Here is a 23934-nt window from a genome sequence, read left to right as displayed (position 1 = left end):
GTTTCCGGCGTGCCCTAGCGTTGTCCCGGTGAGCACGCCCATCGACCCCGCCGCTGTCATGGCGGCGTTCATCGACGCCGTCGAGCCGTACGACCCGTGTCCGGACGCCGACCCGGTCGCGCTGATCGGCGTGCGCACCGCGCTCGGCGAGGCCACCTTCGCGGTGGGCGACCACGTGATCCGTGCCATGTGCAAGGCCCTCGCGGCCTACCGCGACCCGGAGGACAGGGGCACCTGCGTCCAGTGCGGCGGCCGCCACCTCGACGAGAATCTGCACTGCAACGAATGCGGACGGCTGCACGGCATCCTCGGCGAGGTCATCGCCCAGCATGCCCGCCGGGTCGCCGCCGAGGACGTCCCGTGAGACCGGCCCGGTGTTGTGCGCCGCCCCCGGGTGGGGAACTATCAGCGGGTCAGCGCCGGGTGGGACGAGTGGGGGGTCGGCATGACTGAGCGCTCGGTCGCACCGCGCGCCCGATCCGGCGCCCCGGTCTATCAGGAACGCCTGCGCGTCCTGCTGGTCGAGGACGACGAGGGCGACGCCTTCCTGGTCCGGGAACTGCTGCACGAGGCCGACGCGCCGTTCGACCTGCGGGTCGCGACCAGTCTTCGCGAGGCCCGCGGCCTGCTGTCCGGCATCCACTGCGTCCTGCTCGACCTCGGCCTGCCCGACGCCGAGGGCCTCGATGGCCTGCGCAAGCTCCTCGCCGTGGCCGGTAGCGCCGCCGTGTGCGTGCTCACCGGCCGCTCCGACGAGCACCTGGGCGTCGCCTCGGTCGCCGAGGGCGCCCAGGACTACCTGGTCAAGGGTCAGGTCGACGGAGTTCTGCTCACCCGTTCGCTGCGCTACGCGGTCGAACGCAAGCGCGCCGACGAGAACGCCCAGCGGCTGCGCGAGGTCGAGCTGCGCCAGGCCGAGTCGGCCCGCCTCGAACGAGGTCTGCTGCCGCAGCCGCTCATGTCCACCGAACGGGTGGCGGTGCACACGTTCTACCGCTCCGGCCGGGCCCTGGGCCTGCTCGGCGGCGACTTCTTCGACGTCGTCCAGGTCGGCTCGGACAAACTGCACGTGATCGTGGGCGACGTCTGCGGTCACGGTGTCGACGAGGCCGCGCTCGGGGTCGAGCTCCGTGTCGCCTGGCGGGCGCTGGTGCTGGCCGGGGTGCCCGACGACCGGATCCTCAGCTCGCTCGAGCAGGTGCTGATGAGCGAGCGCCGGGCCCGTGAGGTCTTCGCGACCGTCGCCTCGGTGGTGCTCGACCTGGCGACCAAGAAAGCCGTCTTCCGGCTGGCCGGGCACCCGCCCCCGGTGCTGCTCCAGGGCGGGCTGGTCACACCGGTCGAGGCGCGCCGGGGCATCGTCCTCGGCGTGCGGCCCACCCCCACCCCGGCCACCGAGGTCGACTTCCCGACGGATGACTGGTCTCTGCTGATGTATACCGACGGCCTGATCGAGGGCCACACCGGTGCGGGCAACGAGCGGCTCGACGTCGATGGCCTGTGCGGCCTGCTCGACGAGCCCGCCGCCCGCTCGGTGCCGCTCGCGGCGCTGCCCGCCTGGCTGGTCGGCCGGGCCGAACAGGCCAACGGCGGCCCGCTCGCCGACGACGTGGCGATGCTGCTCATCTCGCGCGGGAGCGGCCGGTGAGCGTCCTCTCCGTCCGCTCCTGGACCCTGCGCCGGCGGATCGTCGCCCTCTGCATCACGGTCGGCGTGGTGCTCAGCGCCCTCGGTGTGTTCGCCGCGATCACCGCCGCCGAGAACAACCGCCAGCTCGACGACGTGCTCAACCGGGCCAGCCCGATGCGGGCCGCGGGCGAGGCGCTCAACACGGCGTACGTCGACCAGGAGACCGGCATCCGCGGCTTCGCCATCACCGGCGACGAGGCCAACCTCCGGCCGTACACCCAGGGTCTGGCCGACGAGCAGCGGCTGGTCAACCGTCTCGAAGAGCTGCTGCACCCGGAGGACACCGGCATCCGCGCCGAGCTGGCCGAGGTGCGGGCGCGGGCAACAGACTGGCGCCGCGAGGTGGCCGAGCCGGTGATCGCCGTCGTCAAGGCCGAGGGCACCCAGGCCGGCCAGGACAGGCTCAAGGCGACCTCGACCGAGCAGTTCGACGCCCTGCGCGTGGCCATCGCCGACATGCAGGACGACATCCAGGTGCTTCGCACGCGCTCGGCCGACGCGGCGAAGCAGAGCAGCCGCACGATGGTGGCGATCCAGATCTCCGCCGCGGCGATCATCATCCTGGCCGGCTCGGCCCTGTTGCTGCTGCTAGACCGCATGGTCAGCCGCCCCGTGACCGAGCTGGCCGAGCAGGTCCGCGAGGTGGCCGGCGGCGACTACGACAAGCGCATCAGCAGCACCGGTTCGCCCGAGCTGGCCGCCCTGGCCGGGGACGTCGACGGCATGCGGCGGAAGATCGCGACCGAGCTGGCCGAGGTGCGCGAGGCCCGCAGCCAGATCGAGTGGGTCAACGACCAGCTCAAGGTGCAGGCCGAGGAGCTCACCCGGTCCAATCGCGATCTCGAGCAGTTCGCCTACGTCGCGTCGCACGACCTCCAGGAGCCGCTGCGCAAGGTGGCGAGCTTCTGCCAGCTGCTCCAGCGCCGCTATTCCGGCCAGCTCGACGAGCGCGCCGACCAGTACATCGGCTTCGCCGTCGACGGCGCCCAGCGCATGCAGCGGCTGATCAACGACCTGCTGGCCTTCTCCCGGATCGGCCGGCTCACGGCCGGCTTCACCGAGGTCGACCTGAACGGGGTGCTGGCCGAGGTCCGGTCGCAGCTCGAGGCCCGGGCCGGCGAGGACGCCGAGATCAGTTGGGCCGGCCTGCCCGTCGTCGAGGGCGAGGAGCCGCTGCTCACCACGCTCTTCGTCAACCTGATCGGCAACTCGCTGAAGTTCCGCCGGCCGGACGTGGCCCCGGTCATCCGGGTGAGCGCCGAGCGCGAGGACAGCGAGTGGCGGATCAACGTGCGCGACAACGGCATCGGCATCGAGGCCGAGTTCGCCGACAAGGTCTTCGTGATCTTCCAGCGCCTGCACGCCCGCGACGCCTACGAGGGCACGGGAATCGGTCTGGCCATCGTCAAGAAGATCGTCGAATATCATGGCGGACGGATCTGGCTCGACCTCGACGTCGAGGACGGCACGTCCGTCTGGTTCACCCTCCCGGTGCTGCCGGGCGCTCCGGGCGACGAGACCGTGGCGCCGGCACAAGAGGCGAGAAAAGAGGTCACCGCATGACGGCTCCGACACGGGCCGACGGCACGCCGATCGAGGTGTTGCTGGTCGAGGACGACCCGGGCGACGTGCTGATGACCCAGGAGGCGTTCGAGGAGCACAAGGTCCGCAACCGGCTCAACGTCGTCTCCGACGGGGCCGAGGCGCTGGCCTACCTGCGGCGCGAGGGCGAGTACGCGGACGCCGTGCGCCCCGACCTGATCCTGCTCGACCTCAACCTGCCCAAGCGGGACGGCCGCGAGGTGCTGGAAGAGATCAAGAAGGACGACGAGCTGGGCCGCATCCCGGTCGTCGTGCTCACCACGTCGGCCGCCGACGAGGACATCCTGCGCAGCTATCAACTGCACGCCAACGCGTACGTGACCAAGCCGGTCGACTTCGAGCGGTTCATCACGGTCATCCGGCAGATCGACGAGTTCTTCGTCAGCGTCGTGAAGTTGCCGCCGCGTGCTTGAGCAGGTCGGCGAGCTGATCCGGGAGGTCGCGGCCACGATCGTGCTGCCCCGGTTCCGGCGTCTGGCATCGGACGAGATCGTCCAGAAGGCGCCCGGTGACCTGGTCACGGTGGCCGACAAGGAGTCGGAACAGGCGCTGACCCGCGGCCTGACCGCCTTGCTGCCCGGCTCCACCGTGGTCGGCGAAGAGGCGGTGGCGGCCGACCCGCGCGTGCTCGAGCGGGTCGGTGACGCGGGGGCGGTCTGGATCGTCGACCCGGTCGACGGCACGAACAACTTCGCCGCCGGCAAGACCCCGTTCGCGGTGATGGTGGCGCTGCTGCACGACGGTGAGCCGACCGCCTCGTGGATTCTCGACGTGGTCGGCGACAACCTGACCGTGGCCGAGCGCGGCTCGGGGGCCTACCGGGACGGCGTACGGGTCAAGTCCCGCACCGACGACCCCGGCGCGGCCGTCCTGAGCGGCGCCGTGGCCAGCAAATACCTGCCGGAACACCTGCGCTCGGTCGCGCTCGCCCACACCTCGGCCTTCCACGAGGTCACCAACGGGCGGCACTGCGCGGGGTGGGAGTACCCGGCCGTCGCCCTCGACGAGCAGCAGTTCGCCCTCTTCTGGCGGATCCTGCCGTGGGACCACGTGCCGGGCTCCCTGATCGTCCGCGAGGCCGGTGGCACGGTGCTGCACCTGGACGGCACGCCCTACCGGCCGACGGACAGCGAGCGGGGCATGCTCGCCGCCGCGAACGACGACATCTGGCGTACGGTCCGCGACACCCTCTTCCCCGACACCTCGATCCTGTAGCCCCGTGGCGTCGTACCTGGAAAGCGTCTTCGGTCTGCACGGCCGGACAGCGATGGTGACCGGCGGCAGCTCGGGCATCGGCCGGGCGATGGCCGTCGCGCTCGGGCGGGCCGGTGCGCGCGTCGTGCTGGTCGCTCGCCGTCCCGGGCTGATGGCCGAGGTGATCGAGGAACTGCGCGGCTTCGGCGCCGAGGGGCACGCGATCCCGGGCGACCTCGCCGACCGGGCGGGCGTTTCGCTCGTCGTCGAGCAGACCCTGCAGCGGCACGGGGCTCCGGACATCCTGGTCAACTCGGCCGCGGTCAACCGGCGTCCGCCCCTCGGCGAGCTCACCGAGGACGACTGGGACGTGACGATGGCGGCCAATCTGACCGCCCCGTTCCTGCTCGGTCAGGCCTTCGGGCCGCGGATGGCCGAGCGCGGCTGGGGACGGATCATCAACGTCGTCTCGCAGCAGGCTTTCCGCGCGTACGGCAACAGCGGCGCCTATGGCGCGTCCAAGGCCGGCCTGGTCGGGCTGACCCGGTCGCAGGCCGAGGCGTGGTCAGCCCGGGGCGTCTGCTGCAACGCGATCGCCCCCGGCGTCGTCCACACTCCGCTGACCGCGCCCGTCTTCGCGGATCCGGCCATTGTCGCGAAACACGCGGCCCGCACGATGATCGGCAGAAACGGCGTACCCGCTGATTTCGGGGCGTGTGCTGTCTTTCTGGCCGGCGACGCAGCCGTCGCCGTCACGGGCCAGACACTCTTCGTCGACGGCGGTTACTCGGCCAGTTGATCGATCTGCCCTTCCCGTACGTATCACGGTAGAGTCTGCCCGCGCTCAACCTGGGGAGGTATTCCGTGGCGGCGGTTTTCCAGCGCCGGCTCAGCATCGTGCTCGCGGTGGTCGTGGCGTTTCTGCTGGTGGCCCCCGTGGCCGCCCACGCCGACCCCGACGAGGGCGACGACAAGACGCTGCGTAATGCGCTCGAGTCCGCGGCCAAGGGCCAGGCGACGGCGATCCAGAAACTGGCCGCGTCGAAGAAGCGGGCCGTGCAACTCCAGACGACGGTCAAGCAGGCACAGGCCGGGGCCAAGGCGATGGAGAAGCAGGTGGCCGAGATCGCCACCCGCTCGTACCGCCTGGGCCGGCCCAACACCATGTCGATGCTGCTCGACTCGACCTCGCCCGACGCCTTCCTCGAGCGCATCGAGCAACTCGACATGATGGCCCAGTTCGACTCCAAGGTTCTGATCCGCTATCGCGAGACCCTCGACAAGGCCGAGGCGGCCAAGGCGGCCATCGACAAAGAGGTGCGCGAACAGAGCAAGCAGGTCACGGCGCTCACCAAGAAGAAGAAAGAGGCCGAGCTCGCCCTGGCCAGTGTGGGCGGGGGCGCGGTCGCGGGCGGTTTTGTCTCGGGCAACTCGCCGCTGGCCAAGCCGGCGCCACGCAACTCCGACGGCTCCTGGCCCGACGAGAGGTGCACGATCAAGGACCCGACCAGCTCGGGCTGCCTGACGCCGCGCACGCTCAACGCCTACAAGGAAGCCAAGGCGGACGGCTTCACCCGCTACACGGTCTGCTGGAGCCAGCGGAACTCCGGTGAGCATCCCAAGGGGCGGGCCTGCGACATGTCGTCCAACGCGAGCACCTTCAAGAACTCGGCGGCCACCGGTGGGGACAGAGCGTACGGCGACCGGCTGGCCAACTACTTCGTGAAGAACGCCGGCCGGCTCGGCGTGATGTACGTGATCTGGTTCCGGCAGATCTGGTTCCCGGGCGACGGGTGGCGAAGTTACAGCGGCAGCGGCGGGGCGTCGGCCGAGCACACCAACCACGTCCACGTGTCGATGCTGTAGGACGGGCCCCAGGGGACTGCCAGGTTCGGGCGGCTAGCATCCGGCGGATGGGAAATCCGCCGCCGCGCGCTCTGCCGTCCGGCCTCGCCACCGCCCTCGTCTTCGGATCGAGCGGGGCCGTGCTCGTCCTCGAGATTCTCGCGTTGCGACTAGTGGGGCCCTACGTCGGCGTGACGCTGCAGGTGAGCAGCTCGGTCATCGGCATCTCGCTGGCCGCCATCGCGTACGGCACCTGGCTGGGCGGCCGGCTCGCCGACCGCTACGACCCGCGGGTGCTGCTCGCCCCGGCGTTCCTGCTCGGCGCGATCGGCACGGCCGTGACCCTGCCGCTGGTGCGGTTCGGCGGTGAGGTGCTGCGGGGTGGGGCCGCCCCGGCGGTGTTGCTGCTGGCGGCCCTGGCCGTCTTCCTGCCGGCCTTCATCCTGTCGGCGATCACGCCGCTGGTGGTCAAGCTCCAGCTGAGCGACCTGAACCGGACGGGCTCGGTGGTGGGGCGGCTGTCCAGCATCGGCACCCTGGGCGCGATCACGGCCACGCTCGCCACCGGCTTCATCTTCGTGGCGGCGGTGCCGTCGAGCTGGATCATCATCTCGCTGGCGGTGCTGCTCGCGGTCGCGGGCGGTCTGCTCGGGTGGTGGCTGCGCCGGACGGGGGCGGTTCTTCCGGGCAAACCCCGGACGCGAGCCGTCCTGGCCTCGGTCGGCCTGGTCGGGGCCGGTCTGGGTGTGGCGTCGCCCAACCCGTGCGACGTCGAGACGGCCTACCACTGCGCGCAGGTGCGGACCGATGAGTCCGAGCCTGGCGGGCGCGATCTGATCCTGAACTCGGCGCGGCACTCCTACGTCGACCTCGACGACCCGCGGAACCTCGAATTCGCGTACATCCAGTGGATCGGCGCGGTGGCCGACGTGCTGCCGACCGGGCCGGTAGCCGCGTTGCACCTGGGCGGCGGGGGTTTCACGATGCCCGGCTATCTGCGGGCCACCCGGCCCGGCAGCGATCAGCTGGTGATCGAGCTGGATGGCGGACTGGTCGACCTCGACCGATCGAAGCTCGGCCTGCAGACCGGTCCCGACCTTCGCGTACGGGTGGGGGACGCCCGTGTCGGCGTGGCCGAGCAGGCGACGGAATCCTTCGATTTTGTGGTCGGTGACGCGTTCGGTCACCTGACCGTGCCGTGGCACCTGGCCACGGAGGAGATGGCGACCGACATCGCGCGGGTGCTCCGGCCCGGCGGCATCTACGTGCAGAACGTGATCGACTACCCGCCCGACCGGTTCATCCGGGCCGAGCTGGCGACCGTGGCGGCCGCGTTTCCGCACGTGGCCGTGATCAGCAGTGCGGAGGCGCTGGCGGGCGAGGTGGGCGCCAACTTCGTCATCATGGCGTCGAAGTCACCGCTGCCCGAGGCCGACGTCAGCCGCCGCGTGGCCAAGGTCGCCGACCCGGCGGTGGTGCTGACCGGTGAGCCTCTGGCCGAGTTCATCGACGACGCCCGCGTCCTGACCGACGACTACGCGCCGGTCGACCAGCTCCTGGCCGGATAGTTCGGCGCCGCTACCCGGCTCACGGGGCCGGTCCCGGCGGCTGGCCGGCATGTTCGCCATGACCTCGGCCCGGCATGCGATGCCATCGAGGGCGAAGGCGAGCGGCAACGGGTTGTAGTCGCGATACTTGCCACGCAACGTGAAGGACTTGAGCTTGCCCTGACCCTTTGCGGTCACCCTTCGGCCCTTCTGCGTGACCGACTTCGAGGTGCCGGTGAGCTTCTGGGTGCCCGGGTACGAGAACTGCACCCGCCACGAGCCGGGCGCCGAGGTCGCGACCGTCAGCTGGGCCTCGTAGCGGCGCCCCGAATCCTGCCGCAGCTGATAGCGGACCGTGCACCGGCTGTCGTCGCCCGGCCCATCGGCCACCACCGCGCTGCCCGCGGCCCGCGCTCCCGGCACCTCCGTAGTTTCCCGGCTCACCGCCCAACCGACGCCGGCCGCTGCCATCACGGCCAGGGTCACCAGCGCGGCCTGGGCCCGGTGCCGCCGGCGGAAGAAGCCCAGCGTGTCCCCGGTGAGCAGGCCGCCGCCGACGTGCCCGCCCTCGAACAGCCCGCCGCCCAGTGGCCGCGCCCCGCGTAGCCGCAGGGCCACCCCGACCTTCAGACCGGCCCGCAGGCGCAGCACCCGGACGGCTGGCCGCGGCCCCGGCGTACCGCCTGGTAAGCCCAGGTAAGTGAGCAGCGATCGACCGACTCCCGGGCGTCGCCGCGGCGCCACCGCCGGCGGCCCGGCCGAGCCCCGAACGCATGCGGGAGCGTCGGCGGCCCGCTCGACCACCGTCGGGATGATCGGCTGGACGCCGACGGTGGCTGCGAGCTCGCGGGCCACCTCGGCGGCGCCGGGACGATCAGCGGGGTCCTTGGCCAGGCAGCGCAGGCACAGCTCGGCGACGGCCGGCGGCAGCCCGGGGATGGCGGGCAGCGGATCCGGGTCGGCGTACAGATGGGCGCGCAGCGCCTCGGCGGTGTTCTCGGCCGGCCACGGGTGATGGCCGCACAGGGTGCGGTAGAGCAGCAACCCGAGCGCGTAGACGTCGGTGGCCGTGGCCACCTGCGACCCGCCGAGCCGCTCCGGCGCCAGGTAGGCCGGGGTGCCGAGCAGGCTGCCGTCGGGGGCGGCGTCGCGCTGGCCGACGATCGCCGAGATGCCGAAGTCGACCACCTTGGCGCCGCCGCCGGTGAGCATCACGTTGGCCGGGGTGACATCGCGGTGCACCACCCCGCGGGCGTGCGCCGTGGCCAGGGCCGAGGCTACCTCGACGGCGACCGTGACCGCGTCCCGCCACGGCAGCGGTCCCTGCCGCATGATCCGGGCCGACACCGACTCGCCGTCGTTCAGCTCCATCACCACGTACGGGACGGTCAGCCGATCGTCGAGCGGTGACTCGCCGAAGTCGAAGATCCCCGTGATGTGCGGGTGGCAGAGCCGGGCGGCCGCGAGCGCCTCCTGGCGCAGCCGGTCGCGGAAACTCCGGTCGTCGGCCAGCCGGGGCGAGAGCACCTTGACCGCCACGGAACGCCCGAGCGTCTCGTCGTAGCCGCGCCACACCTCGGACATGCCGCCCGTGCCGAGCTTCTCGACGAGCCGGTACCGCCCACCGATACGAAGGGAGCCGAACTGACCGTTTCGCTCCGTCCGCCCCATGTGCCGATTGTGACCCGAGGGACGGGCCGCACGATGCCGGTCCGCCGAAACCCGTTCCGCTCGTGCCTGATTGCCGGATTCCGGCTAGTCTCGGCGCGATCAGTCCCTGCCGGACGGAGGGTTCGCATGCAACATACCTCGGTGACGGTCTTCGCCTCGACGCGAGGGCGTCTCTCGGCCTGCTAGTTCGCCGGCGGGCTCAAACGCTTCTCCTCGCCTCGGGGCGGTCGCTTCCGACCGTTTCTTCGCTCGAGGAGTTCCTTTTGCGTGCCCCTTTCGCCGCACCCCTGGGTGCGGATTTCTGGAAGCTCTGGACGTCGTCCGCCGTCGCCAATCTCGGTGACGGCATCACCATGGTGGCGGGCCCCCTGCTCGTCGCCTCGATCACCACCAACCCGGCCGCCGTCGCCGGTGCGGTCCTCGCCCAGCAGCTGCCATGGCTGCTGTTCGCGCTGATCAGCGGGGCCTGGGCCGATCGCCTGGACCGCCGCCGCCTGGTCGTGTCGGTCAATGCCCTGCGGGCCGGCGCCATGGCCGTACTGGCCCTGGCCGTGGGTTTCGACGTGGCCACCGTGCCGCTCATCCTGACCGTGTTCTTCCTGCTCGGCACGGGGGAGACCCTGGCCGACACGGCCTCGGCGGCGTTCGTTCCGGCGATCGTGGCCGAGCCGCAGCGACCGCGGGCGAATTCCCTGTTGTTCGCCAGTTTCAACGTTCTCAACCAGTTCGCCGCCAAGCCTCTGGGCGGTTGGCTGTTCATCGTGGCGGCCGCTGTGCCGTTCGCCGTCAACGCCCTGACGTTCGCCGTGTCCGCCGCCCTCATCGCCACCATCCGAGCCATCACCCCGGCGCGTTCCCGACCGTCGCCGGTGGACGCGGATGCCGCGCTTGCGGCGGCCGAGCCGGACGGTGTGCGCCGGCCCGGTCTGTGGTCCGAGATCGGCGAAGGCATGCGGTGGCTGCTGAAGCACCGCCTGCTGCGCACGCTGGCGTTCACCATGGCGGTCGGCAACGTGGTGTTCTGCGCCGCCTTCGCCGTCTTCGTTCTCTACGCGACGCGTGTTCTCGGCCTCAGCGACGTCGGCTACGGCGTGCTGCTCGTGGCCTTCGCTGCCGGTGGTCTGCTCGGCACGCTGGTGGCACCGGCCCTGATCCGCCGGGTCGCCACCTCGCTCCTGCTGCGAACCGGTCTGGTCGTCGAGTGCGCCCTGCATGCGACGCTGGCCCTGAGCCGCGAGCCGTGGGCGGTCGCCGCGATGATCGTCGTCTTCGGCATCCACACCACGGTCTGGGGCGTCGTGGTCACCACGATCCGCCAGCGCGACGTCCCGCCCGCCATGTACGGCCGGGTCGCGAGCGTCCATTCGTTCCTGGAACTGGGCGGCGCGGCGCTGGGCTCGCTGCTGGGCGGGGTGGTGGCCACCGCGTACGGCCTGGTGGCGCCCTATTGGCTCGCCACCCTGGCCATGGCGCTGGTGGCCGCAGCCGCTTGGCGTGGCCTCCGGGCCGCCACACTCGGCAGTTCCCCGGAGCCGGAGGCAGCGACCAGCCCCTGACCGCCATCGTCGCGCCGGTGGGCCCGGATTTCCGCTGCCTGTGGACAACGGGCCCACCTGTGGACAACTCCGCGTTCTGTCGGACGGGCCTGATAGACATGGCCCCGTGACCGAGACGATGCCAGCCGCCAGCCCAGCCGACCGAGCCGCCGTGCGCGAGCGGGCCGAGGCGGTGCTGCGCCGCCTCGCCGGCGACCACGCGGTGCTCCGCGAGGATCAGTGGCGCGCTATCGAGGCGCTCACCGTCGACCGTCGTCGTGTGCTCTGCGTGCAGCGCACCGGGTGGGGCAAGTCCGCCGTCTATTTCGTGGCGACAGCCCTGCTGCGCCAGGGCGCCGCCGACGGCCCGCCCGCGGGCCCCACGGTCATCGTGTCCCCGTTGCTCGCCCTCATGCGCAACCAGGTCGAGGCCGCGGCCCGGGCCGGCATCACGGCCCGCACGATCAACTCGGCCAACCTCGACGAGTGGTCGCTGATCGAGGCCGAGATCCGCGCCGGCGAGGTCGACGTGCTGCTGATCAGTCCCGAGCGGCTCAACAACCCCGACTTCCGCGACAACGTGCTCCCCGGCCTCGCCGCCGAGACCGGCCTGCTCGTGGTCGACGAGGCGCACTGCGTCTCCGACTGGGGTCACGATTTCCGCCCCGACTACCGGCGTCTCCGCACGTTCCTGGCCGGGCTGCCCGGCCGCACGCCGGTGCTCGCCACCACCGCCACGGCCAACGCCCGGGTGACAGCCGACGTGGCCGACCAGCTCGGCGACGCGCTGGTGCTGCGGGGCACGCTCGAGCGCGACTCCCTGCGGCTGGCCGTGCTCGACCTGCCCAACCCGGCCCATCGGCTGGCCTGGCTGGCCGACCATCTCGACCGGCTGCCCGGCTCCGGCATCATCTACACGCTCACGGTCGCCGGCGCCACCGAGACGGCCGACTTCCTGCGGTCGCGCGGCTTCGCCGTGGCGTCCTACACGGGCCAGGTCGAGGACGCCGAGCGCCGCGCCGCCGAGCAGGACCTGCTCGACAACAAGATCAAGGCGCTGGTGGCGACGTCCGCGCTCGGCATGGGCTTCGACAAGCCCGACCTCGGCTTCGTCGTGCACCTGGGCGCGCCGCCCTCACCGATCGCGTATTACCAGCAGGTCGGCCGGGCCGGCCGGGCCGTCGAGCACGCCGAGGTGGTGCTCCTGCCAGGCGCGGAGGACGCGGCGATCTGGCGCTACTTCGCCTCGCTGGCCTTCCCTCCGGAAGATCAGGTGCGCGCCGTGCTGGCCAGCCTCTCCGGCGAGCGGCCGATGTCCACCCAGGCCCTCGAGCCGCTGGTCGACCTGCGCCGCAACCGCCTCGAGATGATGCTCAAGGTGCTCGATGTGGACGGCGCCGTCCGTCGCGCAAGTGGCGGCTGGCTGGCCACCGGCGAGCCGTGGACGTACGACTCGGCCCGCTTGCGCCGGGTCGCCGAGGCCCGATCGGCCGAGCAGAAGACCATGATCGAGTACGCCTCGACGGATTCCTGCCGCATGGAATACCTCCGCCGGCGCCTCGACGATCCCGAGGCCAAGCCGTGCGGCCGGTGCGACAACTGCGCCACCCCGCTGTTCGACGCCGAGGTGTCGGCCGGCGCGCTGGCCGCCGCCGATGCGTTCCTGGGCCACCCGGGCGTCGTGGTCGCCCCCAAGAAGATGTGGCCGACCGGCCTGGCCGCCGTCGGCGTCGGGCTCAAGGGCAAGATCCCGGCCGGCGAGCAGATCGAGCCCGGTCGCGCCGTCGGCCGGCTCTCCGACCTGGGCTGGGGCAATCGGCTGCGCAGCCTGGTCAGCCCCGAGGCGCCCGACGCTGCGATCCCCGACGAGCTGGCCGCTGCCGTGGTCGAGATCCTGAAGGACTGGGCCCACGGCGACGACGCGTGGGCGCAGCGCCCGGCCGCGGTGGTCGCAGTCGCCTCCGCCCGTCGCCCCGAGCTGATCAGCAGCCTGGCCGCCCATATCGCGAAGGTGGGCCGGCTGCCCTTACTCGGAGCGGTCGCGGTGACCCATGCCGCCGGGTCCGACGCGCGTGGCAACAGCGCGCAGCGTGTCCGCGCCCTGCACGACGCTTTCACGGTCCCGCCCGAGGTGGCCGCCGAACTTCGCGCCGTGTCCGGCCCGGTCCTGCTGGTCGACGACCTGGTCGACTCCGGCTGGACGATGACGCTGGCCGGTCGCGCCCTGCGCCGCGCGGGTGCTGAGGGGGTGCTACCTCTGGCGCTGGCCGTGGCGGGCTGACGTCACCCGGTGGCGCATACGGGGAGGGGGTATGCTGGCGTCATGTCCGACGAGTCCGCACCGCAGCACGGTCCGCATGGCTATTCGGGTGACAAGGCTGCGCTGCTCGGCCGCCTCCGGCGCATCGAGGGGCAGATCCGTGGTCTCCAGCGCATGGTCGACGAGGACACGTACTGCATCGACGTCCTGACCCAGATCTCGGCCGCCAAGAGCGCGCTTCAGGCGGTGGCCGTGGGGCTGCTCGAGGATCACCTGGCCCACTGCGTCGTCGACGCGGCCCGGGCCGGCGACCCGACCGCCAAGGTCAAAGAGGCGTCGGACGCGATTGCCCGGCTCGTCCGTTCCTGAGACGGAGCCCGTCGGCGAGAACCCGTTCTGAAAGGCATAACCATGGCTGTGACCAGCACCTACACCGTGACCGGGATGACCTGCGGGCACTGCGTGCAAGCGGTGACCGGCGAACTGTCGGCCCTGCCCGGCGTGGACGACGTGCAGGTCGATCTCGCCTCGGGCGCGGTCACCGTGACCAGCGAGGCCCCGCTCGCCGACGACGCGGTGCGCGCGGCGGTGGACGAGGCCGGCTACGAGCTTGCGAATGCCTGACGCCTCCCCCAGCGACGCGGGTCCGGCGGTCTCGGTCGACGAGGCCGTCGCCGCCGAGGGCCCCCCAAGCGAGACGCCGGTGGGGGACAAGGCCGGTTTCCGGCTGGCCGCGTTCGGGGCGGTGCTGGTCGTGGTGCTCTTCGCCGGTTACGGGCTGGGCCGGCTGAACAACTCGACGACCTCGGCCTCGGCGCCGCCGGCGGCGGGAACGCAGACCGGGGCCGCCATGCCGGGCATGGCCATGCCCAGCACGGCGGTCGACGAGAACCAGCCGCACGCCCACAACGCGGACGGCAGCTCGGTGCGGGCAGGGTCGGCGATGCCGATGGGGGCGGCCGTCGGCGGGCTCTCGCTCAGCTCGGGCGGGCTCACGCTGGCGCCCGAGGCGACGACCTTTTCGGCCGGGCGGGCGCAGCCGCTCCGCTTCCGGGTGGCCGGGGCGGGGGGCGCGCCGGTCACGACGTACGCGGTGGTGCACGACAAGCCCCTGCATCTGATCGTCGTGCGGCGGGACCTGACCGGGTTCCAGCACCTGCACCCGACCATGGCGGCCGACGGCACCTGGGAAACAGACCTCACGCTGGCCGAACCGGGGATCTACCGGATGATCGCCGACTTCACCGCGATCGTCGGCGGGCAGCAGGTGGCGACCACCCTGGGCAGCGACCTGACTGTGGCCGGGAACTACACGCCGCGGCCGCTGCCCGCTCCGGCACGCAGCGACAACCCGGACGGCTTCACCGTCTCGTACGAGGGCACGCCCGGCACCGAGGCGACGCAGCCGCTGCTGATGACCGTGACCGGGGCCGACGGCAAGACCGCCGAGCTCGACCCCTATCTGGGCGCGTTCGGCCACCTCGTCGTCATGCGCGAGGGCGATCTCGCCTACGTGCACGTCCACCCCGAGGCCACGCTCGTCGACGGCAAGGTGAAGTTCTGGCTCACCGCCCCCAGCAGCGGCAGCTACCGCATGTTCTTCGACTTCCAGGTGGCCGGCCGGGTCCACACCGCGGAATGGTCGCTGAAGGTCGACTAACGCAGCATCTTCTCAAGCGCGGGAGTCACGCCCCATTCGGTGGTCAGCGCCTCGTACTCGGCCTGCTGGGCGGCCGTGGGCGGCGTCGATGTGCGCCGGGACCGCAGGAGCAGGTTGCGCGGGGTGTGTGCCGAGTCGATGAACTCGACCACCTCGACCTTGTAGCCGTTCAGGCGTAGCAGCGCCGCCCGCAGCGAGTCGGTCAGCACGTCGGCGAAGCGCTCCCGTATGATCGCGTGCCGGGTCAGCTCGCCGAACGGGGCCGGCGCGGGGTGGCCCTTGAGCTGGGCGGCGATGTCGTGGTGGCAGCATGGCGCGGCCAGCACCCACTGCGCCTGCCACTCCACGGCCCGGGCCAGCGCCTGGTCGGTGGCGGTGTCGCAGGCGTGCAGGGCGAGCACCAGGTCGGGCTCGAACGGCAGCGTGGCCTCTTCGATCGTGCCGGCCACGAAGGTCACGTCGTCGGCGCAGCCGAGCGAGGCGGCGACGGCGGTGTTGCGTACGCGCTGGTCTTCGCGCACATCGACCCCGACGACCTGGACCGGCACACCGCGCCCGGCCAGATAGCGGTAGGCGGCGAACGTCAGATACGCGTTGCCGCAGCCCAGGTCGACCACGCGTAGCGGCGACGGCAGCTCGTCGGGCAGCGTGGCCGCCAGCGCTCGCAGGAAGGCGTCGATCTGGCGCCGCTTGGCCGCGTTGCCGCCGATCACCTCGAACAGCGGGTCACCCGGGTCGAGCAGCCACTGCTTCGGCCGGTCGTGGCCGTCGACCGGCACGCCCGCGGGGCTCGACGGGGCCGCCCGATGTACCTGAGCGTCACCCTTCTTGGTTACGCGCAGTTGCAGCGTGACCGACGCGGTCTCGACGTGCCAGTTGCCGAACGGCTCGGCGAGCAGCTCATCGACGGCGGTGGCCGCCTCGTCGCCCGCGGTGACGTTACGGGTGAAGGGCCGTGCGCCGTCGTCCGTCACGATCTGGAGTCGGGGTCCACCCTTCAGCGTCACCGGCCTGATCTCGGCCCTGGTCACCGAAGGAGTGAAACCACGGCGGCGGCCGGCCGCGACGGCACGGGTCAATCCGGGCGTCAGCAGCAGATCTCGGACTTCGGACAGGGCGTCGGCGAGCTGTTGTGGCATGTCTCCATTCTGCCGCGCGCTTTCCGGAAACCCACGCGGCGTAAGATCCCGCCGCACACGCGGCGTGAGGTGCCGTCGGTGGCCGGTGGATCCATGGATAGGCTGACCGGGCCGGGAAAGAGGTGCCTGACCGATGTCGTTGATGGCCGATCCGCCGGGGACCGACCGGCTCTCCGTTCGTGTGCGCCGCAACACAGTCGGTGCGCATGACGCGGCCCAGCGCAGCGGCTTTCTCGACTCGCTGGCCGCGGGTCAGCTGCCGTGGGAGGCGTACGCCGACCTGACCGCGCAGCACTGGTTCATCTACGAGGCGCTCGAGTCGGCCGCCACCACGATGGCCGACGACCCGGTGGTCGCCACGTTCCTCTTCCCCGAACTGCGCCGGCTGCCGTCCCTCGAAGCCGACCTGCAGTTTCTGTACGGGCCGCGATGGGCCGACCACCTGTTCGCGCTGCCCGCCACCACGACCTACTGCACGCGCCTGCGCGACGTGGCCCACCGCGCGGCCACCGGTTTCGTCGCGCACCAGTACACGCGCTACATCGGCGACCTCTCCGGCGGGCAGTATCTGGGCCCGGCGATCGCCCGGTCCTACGGTCTGCCCGCCACCGACGGCCACCGCTTCTTCATCTTCGCCGGCGTCGACCCGATGTCGTTCAAGAACCACTACCGCGTCCTGCTCGATTCGGTGCCCTGGTCGCGCCCCGAGCAGGACGAGTTCATCGCCGAGGTCACCGAGGCCTACCGGCTCAACATCGGCGTCCTGAGTGAGCTCCAGAGCCGCTGGTCCCAGGGAGCGCAGAAGTGACGGATCCGTTCCCGCCCGAGGTGGCCGAGCAGATCGCCCGGCACATGAACGACGACCACGCCGACGACAACGTGCTGATCGTGCGTGCGCTCGGTGGCATGCCGTCGGCCACCGCGGCCCGCATGTCCGGCCTGGACGCCGACGCGATGGAGTTCCACGCGGTGGTCGACGGCATCGAGGTGCCGGTGCGTGTCCCCTTCTCCGAGCGACTCACCGAGCGCCGCCAGGTGCGCGCCGAGGCCGTCCGCATGTACCGCGAAGCCTGTGCCGAGCTGGGCGTCGAGCCCCACCACTGAGGCCTGTTCCATAACGGCGCCGGGGCTGCGGCGAGGCCCAGTTGTGAACAGGCCCTTCAGGCGTATCCGGAGCTGAGAAAGCCCTCCAGCCCGTCAGGGCTGAAGGGCTTTCCCGTACGAACGTCAGGCGGTCGTGCCGACGCCGGCTTCCGATCCGCCGCTCATGTCGGCCGGCGCCGCCTCGGCCCCGGCCGACTCGGAACCGGAGCCGGAACCACGGCTGCCGCGCCCGCCCCGACGCCGCCGGCGGCGAGGGGCAGTGGGGTCCGAATCGTCCGACGAGTCCGATGAGTCCGCGGATTCCGGTGCGTCTGATTCCGCCGAGCCGTCGGAGAACTCCGGGGTCACCACGCGACGGCGGGACCGCGTCCGAGGAGCGGCCGCCGGGGCGTCGCCCTCGGTCTCGCCCTCGGACCGGACCGGAGCGTCGACAGCTGTTCCCTCGGCGCCGGCCGGGGCCTCCTCGCCGACCCGGCGACGGCGCCGCTGGCGCTTGGGCCGCTCGCCGCCCTCGTCGTCGGCGGAGGGCGAGGATCCGGCGGGGCCGGACGAACCGGAGGACGCGGGCGAGGAACCGCCACGGGACCGGCCGCCGCGGTCGTTGCGGGGCCGGCTACCGGTCTCGCGGCGACCGCGGCGGCTGCTGCCGCCCAGGTCTTCCTCGATCTCGGCGGACAGGCCGACCCGGCTGCGGTCGGCGGTCGGCAGCGTGCTCGTCACGTCGGTGGGGATGTCCAGATCGCTGAAGAGCGCCGGGCTCGTGTGGTAGGTCTCGGGCGGTTGCGGCATGCTCAGCCCCATCGACTTGTCGATGAGGACCCAGCGCGGCATGTCCTCCCAGTCGACGAAGGTCACCGCGACGCCGGTCGCGCCGGCCCGGCCGGTGCGGCCGATGCGGTGCGTGTAGGTCTCGGGGTCTTCCGGGCAGTCGTAGTTGATCACGTGGGTGACGCCGGAGACGTCCAGGCCACGGGCCGCGACGTCGGTGGCGACGAGCACGTCGATCTTGCCGCTGCGGAACGCGCGCAGGGCCCGCTCGCGGGCGCCCTGGTTGAGGTCGCCGTGCACCGCGGCCACCGCGAAACCACGGAAGTCGAGATCCTCGGCCAGCCGGTCGGCGGCCCGCTTGGTACGGGTGAAGATCATCGTGAGGCCGCGGTCGCGCGCCTGCAGAATGCGGGCCACCATCTCGACCTTGTTGAGCGGGTGGGTGCGGTAGACGACCTGCTTGGTCAGCGGCGACGGTCCGCTGTCGGTGGTGTGGCCGGCGTGGATCGTCACCGGGTGGCGCAGGAAGCGGCGCGACAGGGCGACGATCGGGTCGGGCATGGTCGCCGAGAACAGCATGGTCTGCCGCTCGCCCGGGATCATCGCCAGGATCTTCTCGACGTCCTCGAGGAAGCCCAGGTCGAGCATTCGGTCGGCCTCGTCGAGCACGAGCGTCCGGACCGTGTCGAGCTTGAGCTGCTTCTGCTTGGCCAGGTCGAGCAGGCGGCCGGGCGTGCCGACCAGGATCTCGACGCCCTTCTTGAGCACGTCGACCTGCGGCTCGTAGGCCACGCCACCGTAGATCGGCAGGACCCGGATGCCGCGGGTGCTGCCGGCCGCGGCGAGGTCGCGGGCCACCTGGAGGCCGAGCTCACGGGTGGGGACGACGATGAGCGCCTGCGGGCGGCCGTCGGCGCCCTCGGAGGGGGCGGTCACGCGCTCGAGCATCGGCAGGCCGAAGCCGAGGGTCTTGCCGGTGCCGGTCGGGGCCTGGCCGATCAGGTCGGTGCCGCGCATGGCGATCGGAAGGGCGTATTCCTGGATGGCGAAGGCGTGGGTGATCCCCGCCTTGGCCAGCGCTTCTACGGTCTCGGCGCGGACACCCAGCTCGGCAAAGGTGGGGCTGTCCGGGCGGACCGGCGCGCGGTTGGTCACTGGTACCAGTGCGGGTTCGGTGATCTCGATGTTGTCGGTCATGAAGTTTTACGGGTGCCTCTCGTGGTGCGCCCGTCGAAGTCTTTGGGCGCGGTCTGGATAGGGCGCGGGCCACACGCTCGCTGGAAAAAGCGGGCCGCACGCGCGGGTTGCCGCGGCGATCGGTAGAGATCGACGTCGACGGCAACGGGCCTAGTCTACCCGACCGGGGGATCGCGCACCTCAGAGCGGACTTTCGACCGGAAAGCACGCGGAGGGCGCCCCCGATGGGGACGCCCTCCGCGACTGCGGCGACTAACTCAGCGCGTGGTGAATCCGAACGGACGCGGGTTCGAATCGGCGATCTCCACGTAGGCCACCTTGGCGATCGGAATGATCACCTTGCGGCCCTTTTCGTCTGTGAGCGACAGCACGCTGTCCTTGGCCATCGCCTCGGTCACGGCCTGCTCGACCTCCGCCGGGGTCTGCGCGCTCTCGAGCACCAGCTCACGCGGCGTGTGCTGCACGCCGATCTTGACCTCCACGGGGCCCCTCCTTCTCGCGGTACTACCGCTGGCAAGGCTATCCGATTTCGGCCGTGGTGCCGCCCGATGCGCCGCCCTGGAGGGGGAAGCTGGCGATTCCCCGCCAGATAAGCGCAGCTACGAGCGCTTCGGCTTCAGCTTTAGGCGTACGCCGCCCGCTCGCCAGCCAGAACTGGGCCGACTGCCCGGCCGCTCCGACGAGGCCCGACGCGAGCAACCGCGCCGCGTCGCCCGACAGGTTCGTGTCCGAGATGATGGTGTCGGTGACGGCGGCGATGCAGCCCTGCTCGACCCGTTCGACGCGCTGGCGCACCTGCGGATCGTTGCGCAGGTCGCTCTCGAAGACGAGCCGGAACGCCTCGCTCTCGTGGTCCATGAAGTCGAAGTACGCCCGGACGGCGCCCTTGACCCGTTCCTTGTTGTCGGCCGTGGCCAGCATGGCGTCGCGAACCTTGGCGATTATCGCGTCGCAGTGTGTGTCCAGCAGCGCCAGGTAGAGCTCGAGCTTTCCCGGGAAGTGCTGGTAGAGCACGGGCTTGGAGACGCCGGCACGCTCGGCGATGTCATCCATCGCCGCCGCGTGGTAGCCGTGCGCGACGAAGATCTGCTGAGCCGCCGCGAGCAACTGCTTACGGCGTGCGGAGCGAGGCAGACGGGTGGGACGCGCCGTCTGAGCTCCACCGGACGCAGCGGTCATGTCTCTCGAACCTCCAGGGGGTCGGACCCCATTCGCCGGCGCGGATTGCCCGGATCGGCGCGTGATGCTGTCGATGGGCAATTGTCGCGCCGCTGCAACTTATCGCCACTGCAAGCACACGGTAGCCTCAGCGGGGGCAAGCGAGGAGCGCGCGGTGGATGAATCAGGGCATTCCGGAGACGCCGGAGCCGCAGACAGCGGCAACGGCGCCGATTCGCGTGAGCGCGCTCGGGTGAACGGTTGGGCGACCTCGGACAGTCCCTGGTCCTACCCGGGCTCCACGGTCGACACCGAGGCCGACGTGCCGGCCTGGCGTCGCCCGGGCGCCGAGACGCGCTCGTTTCCGCGTAATCCGGCATTTCCCTCTTCGGCTGTGCCGGTCTCCGCGCTGCCCGCCTCCAGCATTCCGGCGCCCGCCCCGGCTCCGGCCCCGCCCGGTTTTGTCGACGCCCGGAAAAGCGGCGAGATTCCCCCGTCCGTGGAATCCGCCGCGGGCGGTTCCCGCTGGGACAGGTCCCGCTTCTCCGAGCTGCTCAACCCGACCACGCAGCCGGGCGAGCAGCCCCACCCCGCGTCCCCGCGCCCGGCCGAGCCGGCCCCCGCGCCCGACGCCGCTGTCTCGCCCCCACAGTCCTCCGCCGCTCCGCGCGAACCCGGGTTGACTACGGGCGACCGCCGCGAGCCGGGGTTGAACACCGGCTCCCGTCGCGAGCCCGGTTTGAACACTGGCGCCCGCCGCGAATCCGGGCTGACCACGGGCTCCCGTCGCGAGCCCGGCCTGGGCAGCGGCAGCGTGACGCCGGGCCCGGGCAGTGATGACATCCCGCCGACCCGGCCGGCGTCGCTGCGCGCCTACGACGTCCCGACGCCCAACAGCGCCCCGCCCTACCCCTACGAGGGCGACCTCGACGACGCGCCGCCCGAGCCGGCCTCCCCGGTCGTCCACCAGCGGGCCGCTGTCCCGCTGGTGCGCCCGGCCACGCCCGGCGGCCGGCGCGCCGACTGGGGCACGGCCGAGCACTCCACAACCGAGCCGCCCCGCCACGCGCTGAGCGGCGGCACCCCCGTGCAGGGCGTTCCGCGGGTGGCCTCCGACGAGCCCGGCCCGGCCCGCCCGGCCTACGACCCGTCCAGCTTTCCGCGCCGTCTGGCGTACGAGCCGCCGGCGCCCTACGAGTCGCCGGCCAGCTTCGACGCCGCCCGGCCGTACGAACCCAAGCCGTACGACCCGGCCGCGCCCTACTCGGGTTTCGGCGAGAGCACCGCCCGTCTCGACCCCCCGGACGAGCCGAGCACCCTCGGCCTTCCCCAGCGAGTCCCGGCCCAGCCCGACGTGCCCAAGGGCGTCCCCGAGCCGCCGCTGGTGGAAGCCACCGCGGAGACTCCCGCCCTCGCCCGCATCGCCACCCATCTGCGCCGCGGCGACGTGCTGCCGGTTCAGGAAAGGCAGGAAGGTTTCGACGTGCAGGCGATCCTGGCCGCGGTGCGTGAGGTCGAGGGGGTGCGCGACGCGTCGCTGCGCCAGACCCCGACCGGCGCGCACAGCCTGCGGCTGGATCTCTCCGAGGGCGCGGACCCGGCCGAGGTGAGCCGCCGGGTGGCCCGCCTCCTGCAGGACCGCATGGGCCTCGACGCCGCGATGCCCGGCGAGGCTCCGGCCGCGCTCGCCTCCGCGCCGGTTTCGCCGCCGGCCCTCGTGCCCCGCAGCCGTCCGGCCGAACCCGCCCCGGCGCCCCCGATCTCGGCCCCGCCCCTGCGGTCGTCGCTCGCCGATCTCTACACCCCCGCCCAGGACAGGGCGGAAGCGACCGCGGCCCGCGAGCGCGAGGCCCGTGAACAGGAAGCACGCGAGACGGCCGAGCGGGAACTCGAGGCCCGCGAGAAGCGTGAGCGCGAGACCCGCGAGCAGGAAGCCCGGGAGCGTGCCGCCCGCGAGCTCGAGGCCCGGACGCGCGACCGCGAAACCCGCGAGCGTGAGACCCGGGACCGTGAGACCCGGGAGCGCGAGACGAAGGAGCGTGAGGCCCGCGAGCGTGAGGCCCGCGACCGTCATGCGGCTGCGGCCCGCCTCGCCCCCGAGGCCGAGGAAGCGGCCGAGGTCGTTCCCACCGGCTCCGAGTTCGGGCCGCCCCGCCCGCTCTATCCCGGCGAACACCCCGGCCCGCGCATCGTCATCGAGAACGTGCACGTCAACACGTTCGGTTCGGACGCCACGGTCGAGGTCCGGCTCACCGTCGGCGCCCGCACCGCGTCCGGCGTGGCCAGCGGGCCCGCCGTCGACGGCTACCTGCTGCGCCTGTGCGCGATGGCGACGGCCGGCGCGGTCGACGAACTGCTGGCCGAGTCCGACCACCCCGACGGCCCGGCCCGCTGCTTCGTCGAGCACGCGGCCGCTGTGCCGTTCGGCGCCGCCCAGGTCGCCGTGGTCGTGCTGCTGCTCTCGTGCGGCGGCTGGGTCGAGCAGCTGGCAGGCTCGGCCGTGGTCACCAGCGACGACCGGCACGCCATGGTCCGGGCCACGCTGGCCGCGGTCAACCGCCGGCTTGAGGCACTCTTGTCTCGATGAGAGGCGCCAACCTGGCCCCCGACAGCTCGCTGCTGCCGGAGGGCGAAGCACCGGATCCCTGGCCCGCGCGACGGGTCACCGTCGGCGGGGCGATGCTCCATGTCCGCGACACCCCGGCCACGCGGCCCGAGGCCGAACCGGCCGTCTACGTGCACGGACTGGGCGGGTCGTCGCAGAACTTCACCGACTTCGCGGGCCTGCTCGCCGACCGGTTCGACGCCCGGGCGGTCGACCTGCCGGGCTTCGGCTACAGCGACCCGAGCCCGCGGTACTCGATCGGCTCGTTCGCGGGCACGCTGATCAGCTATCTCGAGCACGACGGGCGGGGGCCGGTCCACCTGGTCGGCAACTCGCTCGGGGGTTCGATCGCGGTGCGCGTGGCCGGTCTGCGGCCCGACCTCGTGCGTACGCTGACGCTGGTTTCCCCGGCCATGCCGTTTCTCGATCCCCGGCGTACGGCCCAGGCCCGTGCGCTGCCGTTGCTGGCGCTCCCGCGGGCCGACCGCGTGCTCGGGTGGGCGTTCTCGCGCCTGACCGCCGAAGAGATGGCCGAGCAGGTGCTGGCCGCCTGTTTCGGCGACACCCGCAAGGTCTCCCCGCAGCGTCGCGCCGAGGCGATGGAAGAGATCAGGCTGCGTTACACCGTGGAGCACTATCCCAAGGCCTACCTCGGCACGCTGCGCGGACTGGTCTCCAGCTTCCTGCGTGCCTACCTGCCGGGGGCGAACTCGCAGTGGCGGCTGGCGGCCCGGGTCGAGGCGCCGACGCTGGTCGTCGGCGGGCTGAACGACAAGCTGGTCGACCCGCGGGTGCCGATGCAGGTGGCCCGCGCGATCCCGGATTCCCGCCTGCTGATGCTGCCCGGTGTCGGCCACGTCGCCCAGATGGAGGTCCCCCGCGTGGTGGCCCGGGCCGTGGTGGGCATGCTCGACGAGATCAACTCCCCGGTCGGGCGATAGTCCGGCGCGACGCGGATCT

General features: G+C 72.0%; 21 protein-coding genes and 1 pseudogene. 17 read left to right on the top strand and 5 right to left on the bottom strand.

Annotated elements, in window-relative coordinates:
* Window positions 1-28 precede the first annotated feature (28 nt).
* The 8 genes from LXN57_RS30820 to LXN57_RS30785 all read left to right on the top strand — a co-directional run bounded on the left by LXN57_RS30820 (window position 29) and on the right by LXN57_RS30785 (window position 7898).
* Window positions 29-364: a hypothetical protein gene (locus LXN57_RS30820; RefSeq protein ID WP_251801682.1), complete on the top strand. Its 336-nt coding sequence runs from the start codon at window positions 29-31 to the stop codon at window positions 362-364.
* A gap of 81 nt (window positions 365-445) precedes the next feature.
* The gene (locus tag LXN57_RS30815) at window positions 446-1648 is read left to right on the top strand and encodes a PP2C family protein-serine/threonine phosphatase (protein ID WP_251801681.1); all 1203 of its coding nucleotides are present in this window, start codon (window positions 446-448) and stop codon (window positions 1646-1648) included.
* Window positions 1645-3252 (top strand): sensor histidine kinase, encoded by a 1608-nt coding sequence (locus LXN57_RS30810; protein WP_251801680.1) that lies wholly within the window; start codon window positions 1645-1647, stop codon window positions 3250-3252. The genes LXN57_RS30815 and LXN57_RS30810 overlap by 4 nt, the downstream gene beginning before the upstream one ends.
* The gene (locus LXN57_RS30805) at window positions 3249-3704 is read left to right on the top strand and encodes a response regulator (protein WP_251801679.1); all 456 of its coding nucleotides are present in this window, start codon (window positions 3249-3251) and stop codon (window positions 3702-3704) included. Before LXN57_RS30810 ends, LXN57_RS30805 begins: the two co-directional genes overlap by 4 nt.
* The gene (locus tag LXN57_RS30800) at window positions 3697-4506 is read left to right on the top strand and encodes an inositol monophosphatase family protein (protein WP_251801678.1); all 810 of its coding nucleotides are present in this window, start codon (window positions 3697-3699) and stop codon (window positions 4504-4506) included. The genes LXN57_RS30805 and LXN57_RS30800 overlap by 8 nt, the downstream gene beginning before the upstream one ends.
* A gap of 4 nt (window positions 4507-4510) precedes the next feature.
* Entirely contained in the window at window positions 4511-5284 is a 774-nt protein-coding gene (locus LXN57_RS30795) for an SDR family NAD(P)-dependent oxidoreductase (RefSeq protein ID WP_251801677.1), read from the top strand.
* 65 nt (window positions 5285-5349) lie between these two features.
* Complete coding sequence (locus LXN57_RS30790; RefSeq protein WP_251801676.1) at window positions 5350-6351, top strand: coiled-coil domain-containing protein; 1002 nt, start codon at window positions 5350-5352, stop codon at window positions 6349-6351.
* Window positions 6352-6398: 47 nt separating this feature from the next.
* Complete coding sequence (locus tag LXN57_RS30785) at window positions 6399-7898, top strand: fused MFS/spermidine synthase (protein WP_251801675.1); 1500 nt, start codon at window positions 6399-6401, stop codon at window positions 7896-7898.
* A 786-nt stretch (window positions 7899-8684) separates the two neighbouring features.
* Here LXN57_RS30785 and LXN57_RS30780 read toward each other — a convergent pair.
* Window positions 8685-9548: pseudogene (locus LXN57_RS30780) on the bottom strand (serine/threonine-protein kinase); the annotation flags it as partial.
* A 263-nt stretch (window positions 9549-9811) separates the two neighbouring features.
* On the opposite strand from LXN57_RS30780, the gene LXN57_RS30775 reads away from it, so the two are divergent.
* From LXN57_RS30775 to LXN57_RS30755, 5 genes are all read left to right on the top strand, one after another.
* Window positions 9812-11104, top strand: coding sequence for an MFS transporter (locus LXN57_RS30775; RefSeq protein WP_251801674.1), 1293 nt, complete (start codon window positions 9812-9814; stop codon window positions 11102-11104).
* Window positions 11105-11222: 118 nt separating this feature from the next.
* Complete coding sequence (locus LXN57_RS30770) at window positions 11223-13364, top strand: RecQ family ATP-dependent DNA helicase (RefSeq protein ID WP_251801739.1); 2142 nt, start codon at window positions 11223-11225, stop codon at window positions 13362-13364.
* Window positions 13365-13406: 42 nt separating this feature from the next.
* Window positions 13407-13712 (top strand): metal-sensitive transcriptional regulator, encoded by a 306-nt coding sequence (locus tag LXN57_RS30765; protein ID WP_221376937.1) that lies wholly within the window; start codon window positions 13407-13409, stop codon window positions 13710-13712.
* Between the two features lie 42 nt (window positions 13713-13754).
* Window positions 13755-13967: a heavy-metal-associated domain-containing protein gene (locus LXN57_RS30760; RefSeq protein ID WP_251801673.1), complete on the top strand. Its 213-nt coding sequence runs from the start codon at window positions 13755-13757 to the stop codon at window positions 13965-13967.
* A complete protein-coding gene (locus LXN57_RS30755) occupies window positions 13960-15003 on the top strand; it encodes a DUF8832 domain-containing protein (protein ID WP_251801672.1) in 1044 nt (347 codons plus the stop codon). Before LXN57_RS30760 ends, LXN57_RS30755 begins: the two co-directional genes overlap by 8 nt.
* Here LXN57_RS30755 and LXN57_RS30750 read toward each other — a convergent pair.
* On the bottom strand, window positions 15000-16142 hold the full coding sequence (locus LXN57_RS30750) for a class I SAM-dependent methyltransferase (protein WP_251801671.1): 1143 nt from the start codon (window positions 16140-16142) through the stop codon (window positions 15000-15002). The two genes, LXN57_RS30755 and LXN57_RS30750, sit on opposite strands and share 4 nt — an antisense overlap.
* Window positions 16143-16275: 133 nt before the next feature.
* Between LXN57_RS30750 and LXN57_RS30745 the strand changes: the two genes are divergently transcribed.
* Together LXN57_RS30745 and LXN57_RS30740 are read left to right on the top strand one after the other, a co-directional pair.
* The gene (locus LXN57_RS30745) at window positions 16276-16950 is read left to right on the top strand and encodes a biliverdin-producing heme oxygenase (RefSeq protein WP_251801670.1); all 675 of its coding nucleotides are present in this window, start codon (window positions 16276-16278) and stop codon (window positions 16948-16950) included.
* Complete coding sequence (locus LXN57_RS30740; protein ID WP_251801669.1) at window positions 16947-17246, top strand: DUF2470 domain-containing protein; 300 nt, start codon at window positions 16947-16949, stop codon at window positions 17244-17246. The genes LXN57_RS30745 and LXN57_RS30740 overlap by 4 nt, the downstream gene beginning before the upstream one ends.
* Window positions 17247-17369: 123 nt before the next feature.
* Here LXN57_RS30740 and LXN57_RS30735 read toward each other — a convergent pair whose 3' ends face one another.
* The 3 genes from LXN57_RS30735 to LXN57_RS30725 all read right to left on the bottom strand — a co-directional run bounded on the left by LXN57_RS30735 (window position 17370) and on the right by LXN57_RS30725 (window position 20390).
* On the bottom strand, window positions 17370-19211 hold the full coding sequence (locus LXN57_RS30735) for a DEAD/DEAH box helicase (protein ID WP_251801668.1): 1842 nt from the start codon (window positions 19209-19211) through the stop codon (window positions 17370-17372).
* 257 nt (window positions 19212-19468) lie between these two features.
* Window positions 19469-19693: a DUF3107 domain-containing protein gene (locus tag LXN57_RS30730; RefSeq protein ID WP_221376931.1), complete on the bottom strand. Its 225-nt coding sequence runs from the start codon at window positions 19691-19693 to the stop codon at window positions 19469-19471.
* Between the two features lie 37 nt (window positions 19694-19730).
* Window positions 19731-20390 carry a TetR/AcrR family transcriptional regulator gene (locus tag LXN57_RS30725; RefSeq protein WP_221376930.1) on the bottom strand — a complete coding sequence of 220 codons (660 nt, stop codon included), beginning with the start codon at window positions 20388-20390 and terminating at the stop codon, window positions 19731-19733.
* A 154-nt stretch (window positions 20391-20544) separates the two neighbouring features.
* Between LXN57_RS30725 and LXN57_RS30720 the strand changes: the two genes are divergently transcribed.
* On the top strand, window positions 20545-22956 hold the full coding sequence (locus tag LXN57_RS30720) for a hypothetical protein (protein WP_251801667.1): 2412 nt from the start codon (window positions 20545-20547) through the stop codon (window positions 22954-22956).
* Entirely contained in the window at window positions 22953-23915 is a 963-nt protein-coding gene (locus LXN57_RS30715) for an alpha/beta hydrolase (protein ID WP_251801666.1), read from the top strand. The genes LXN57_RS30720 and LXN57_RS30715 overlap by 4 nt, the downstream gene beginning before the upstream one ends.
* The last annotated feature ends 19 nt before the right edge of the window (window positions 23916-23934 follow it).

It is taken from the genome of Paractinoplanes hotanensis, assembly GCF_023717965.1.
In the GTDB taxonomy this organism is placed as follows: Bacteria; Actinomycetota; Actinomycetes; order Mycobacteriales; family Micromonosporaceae; genus Actinoplanes; species Actinoplanes polyasparticus.
The sequence above is the reverse complement of the archived record's forward strand: the minus strand, read 5'-3'. Positions and strand labels throughout refer to the sequence as shown.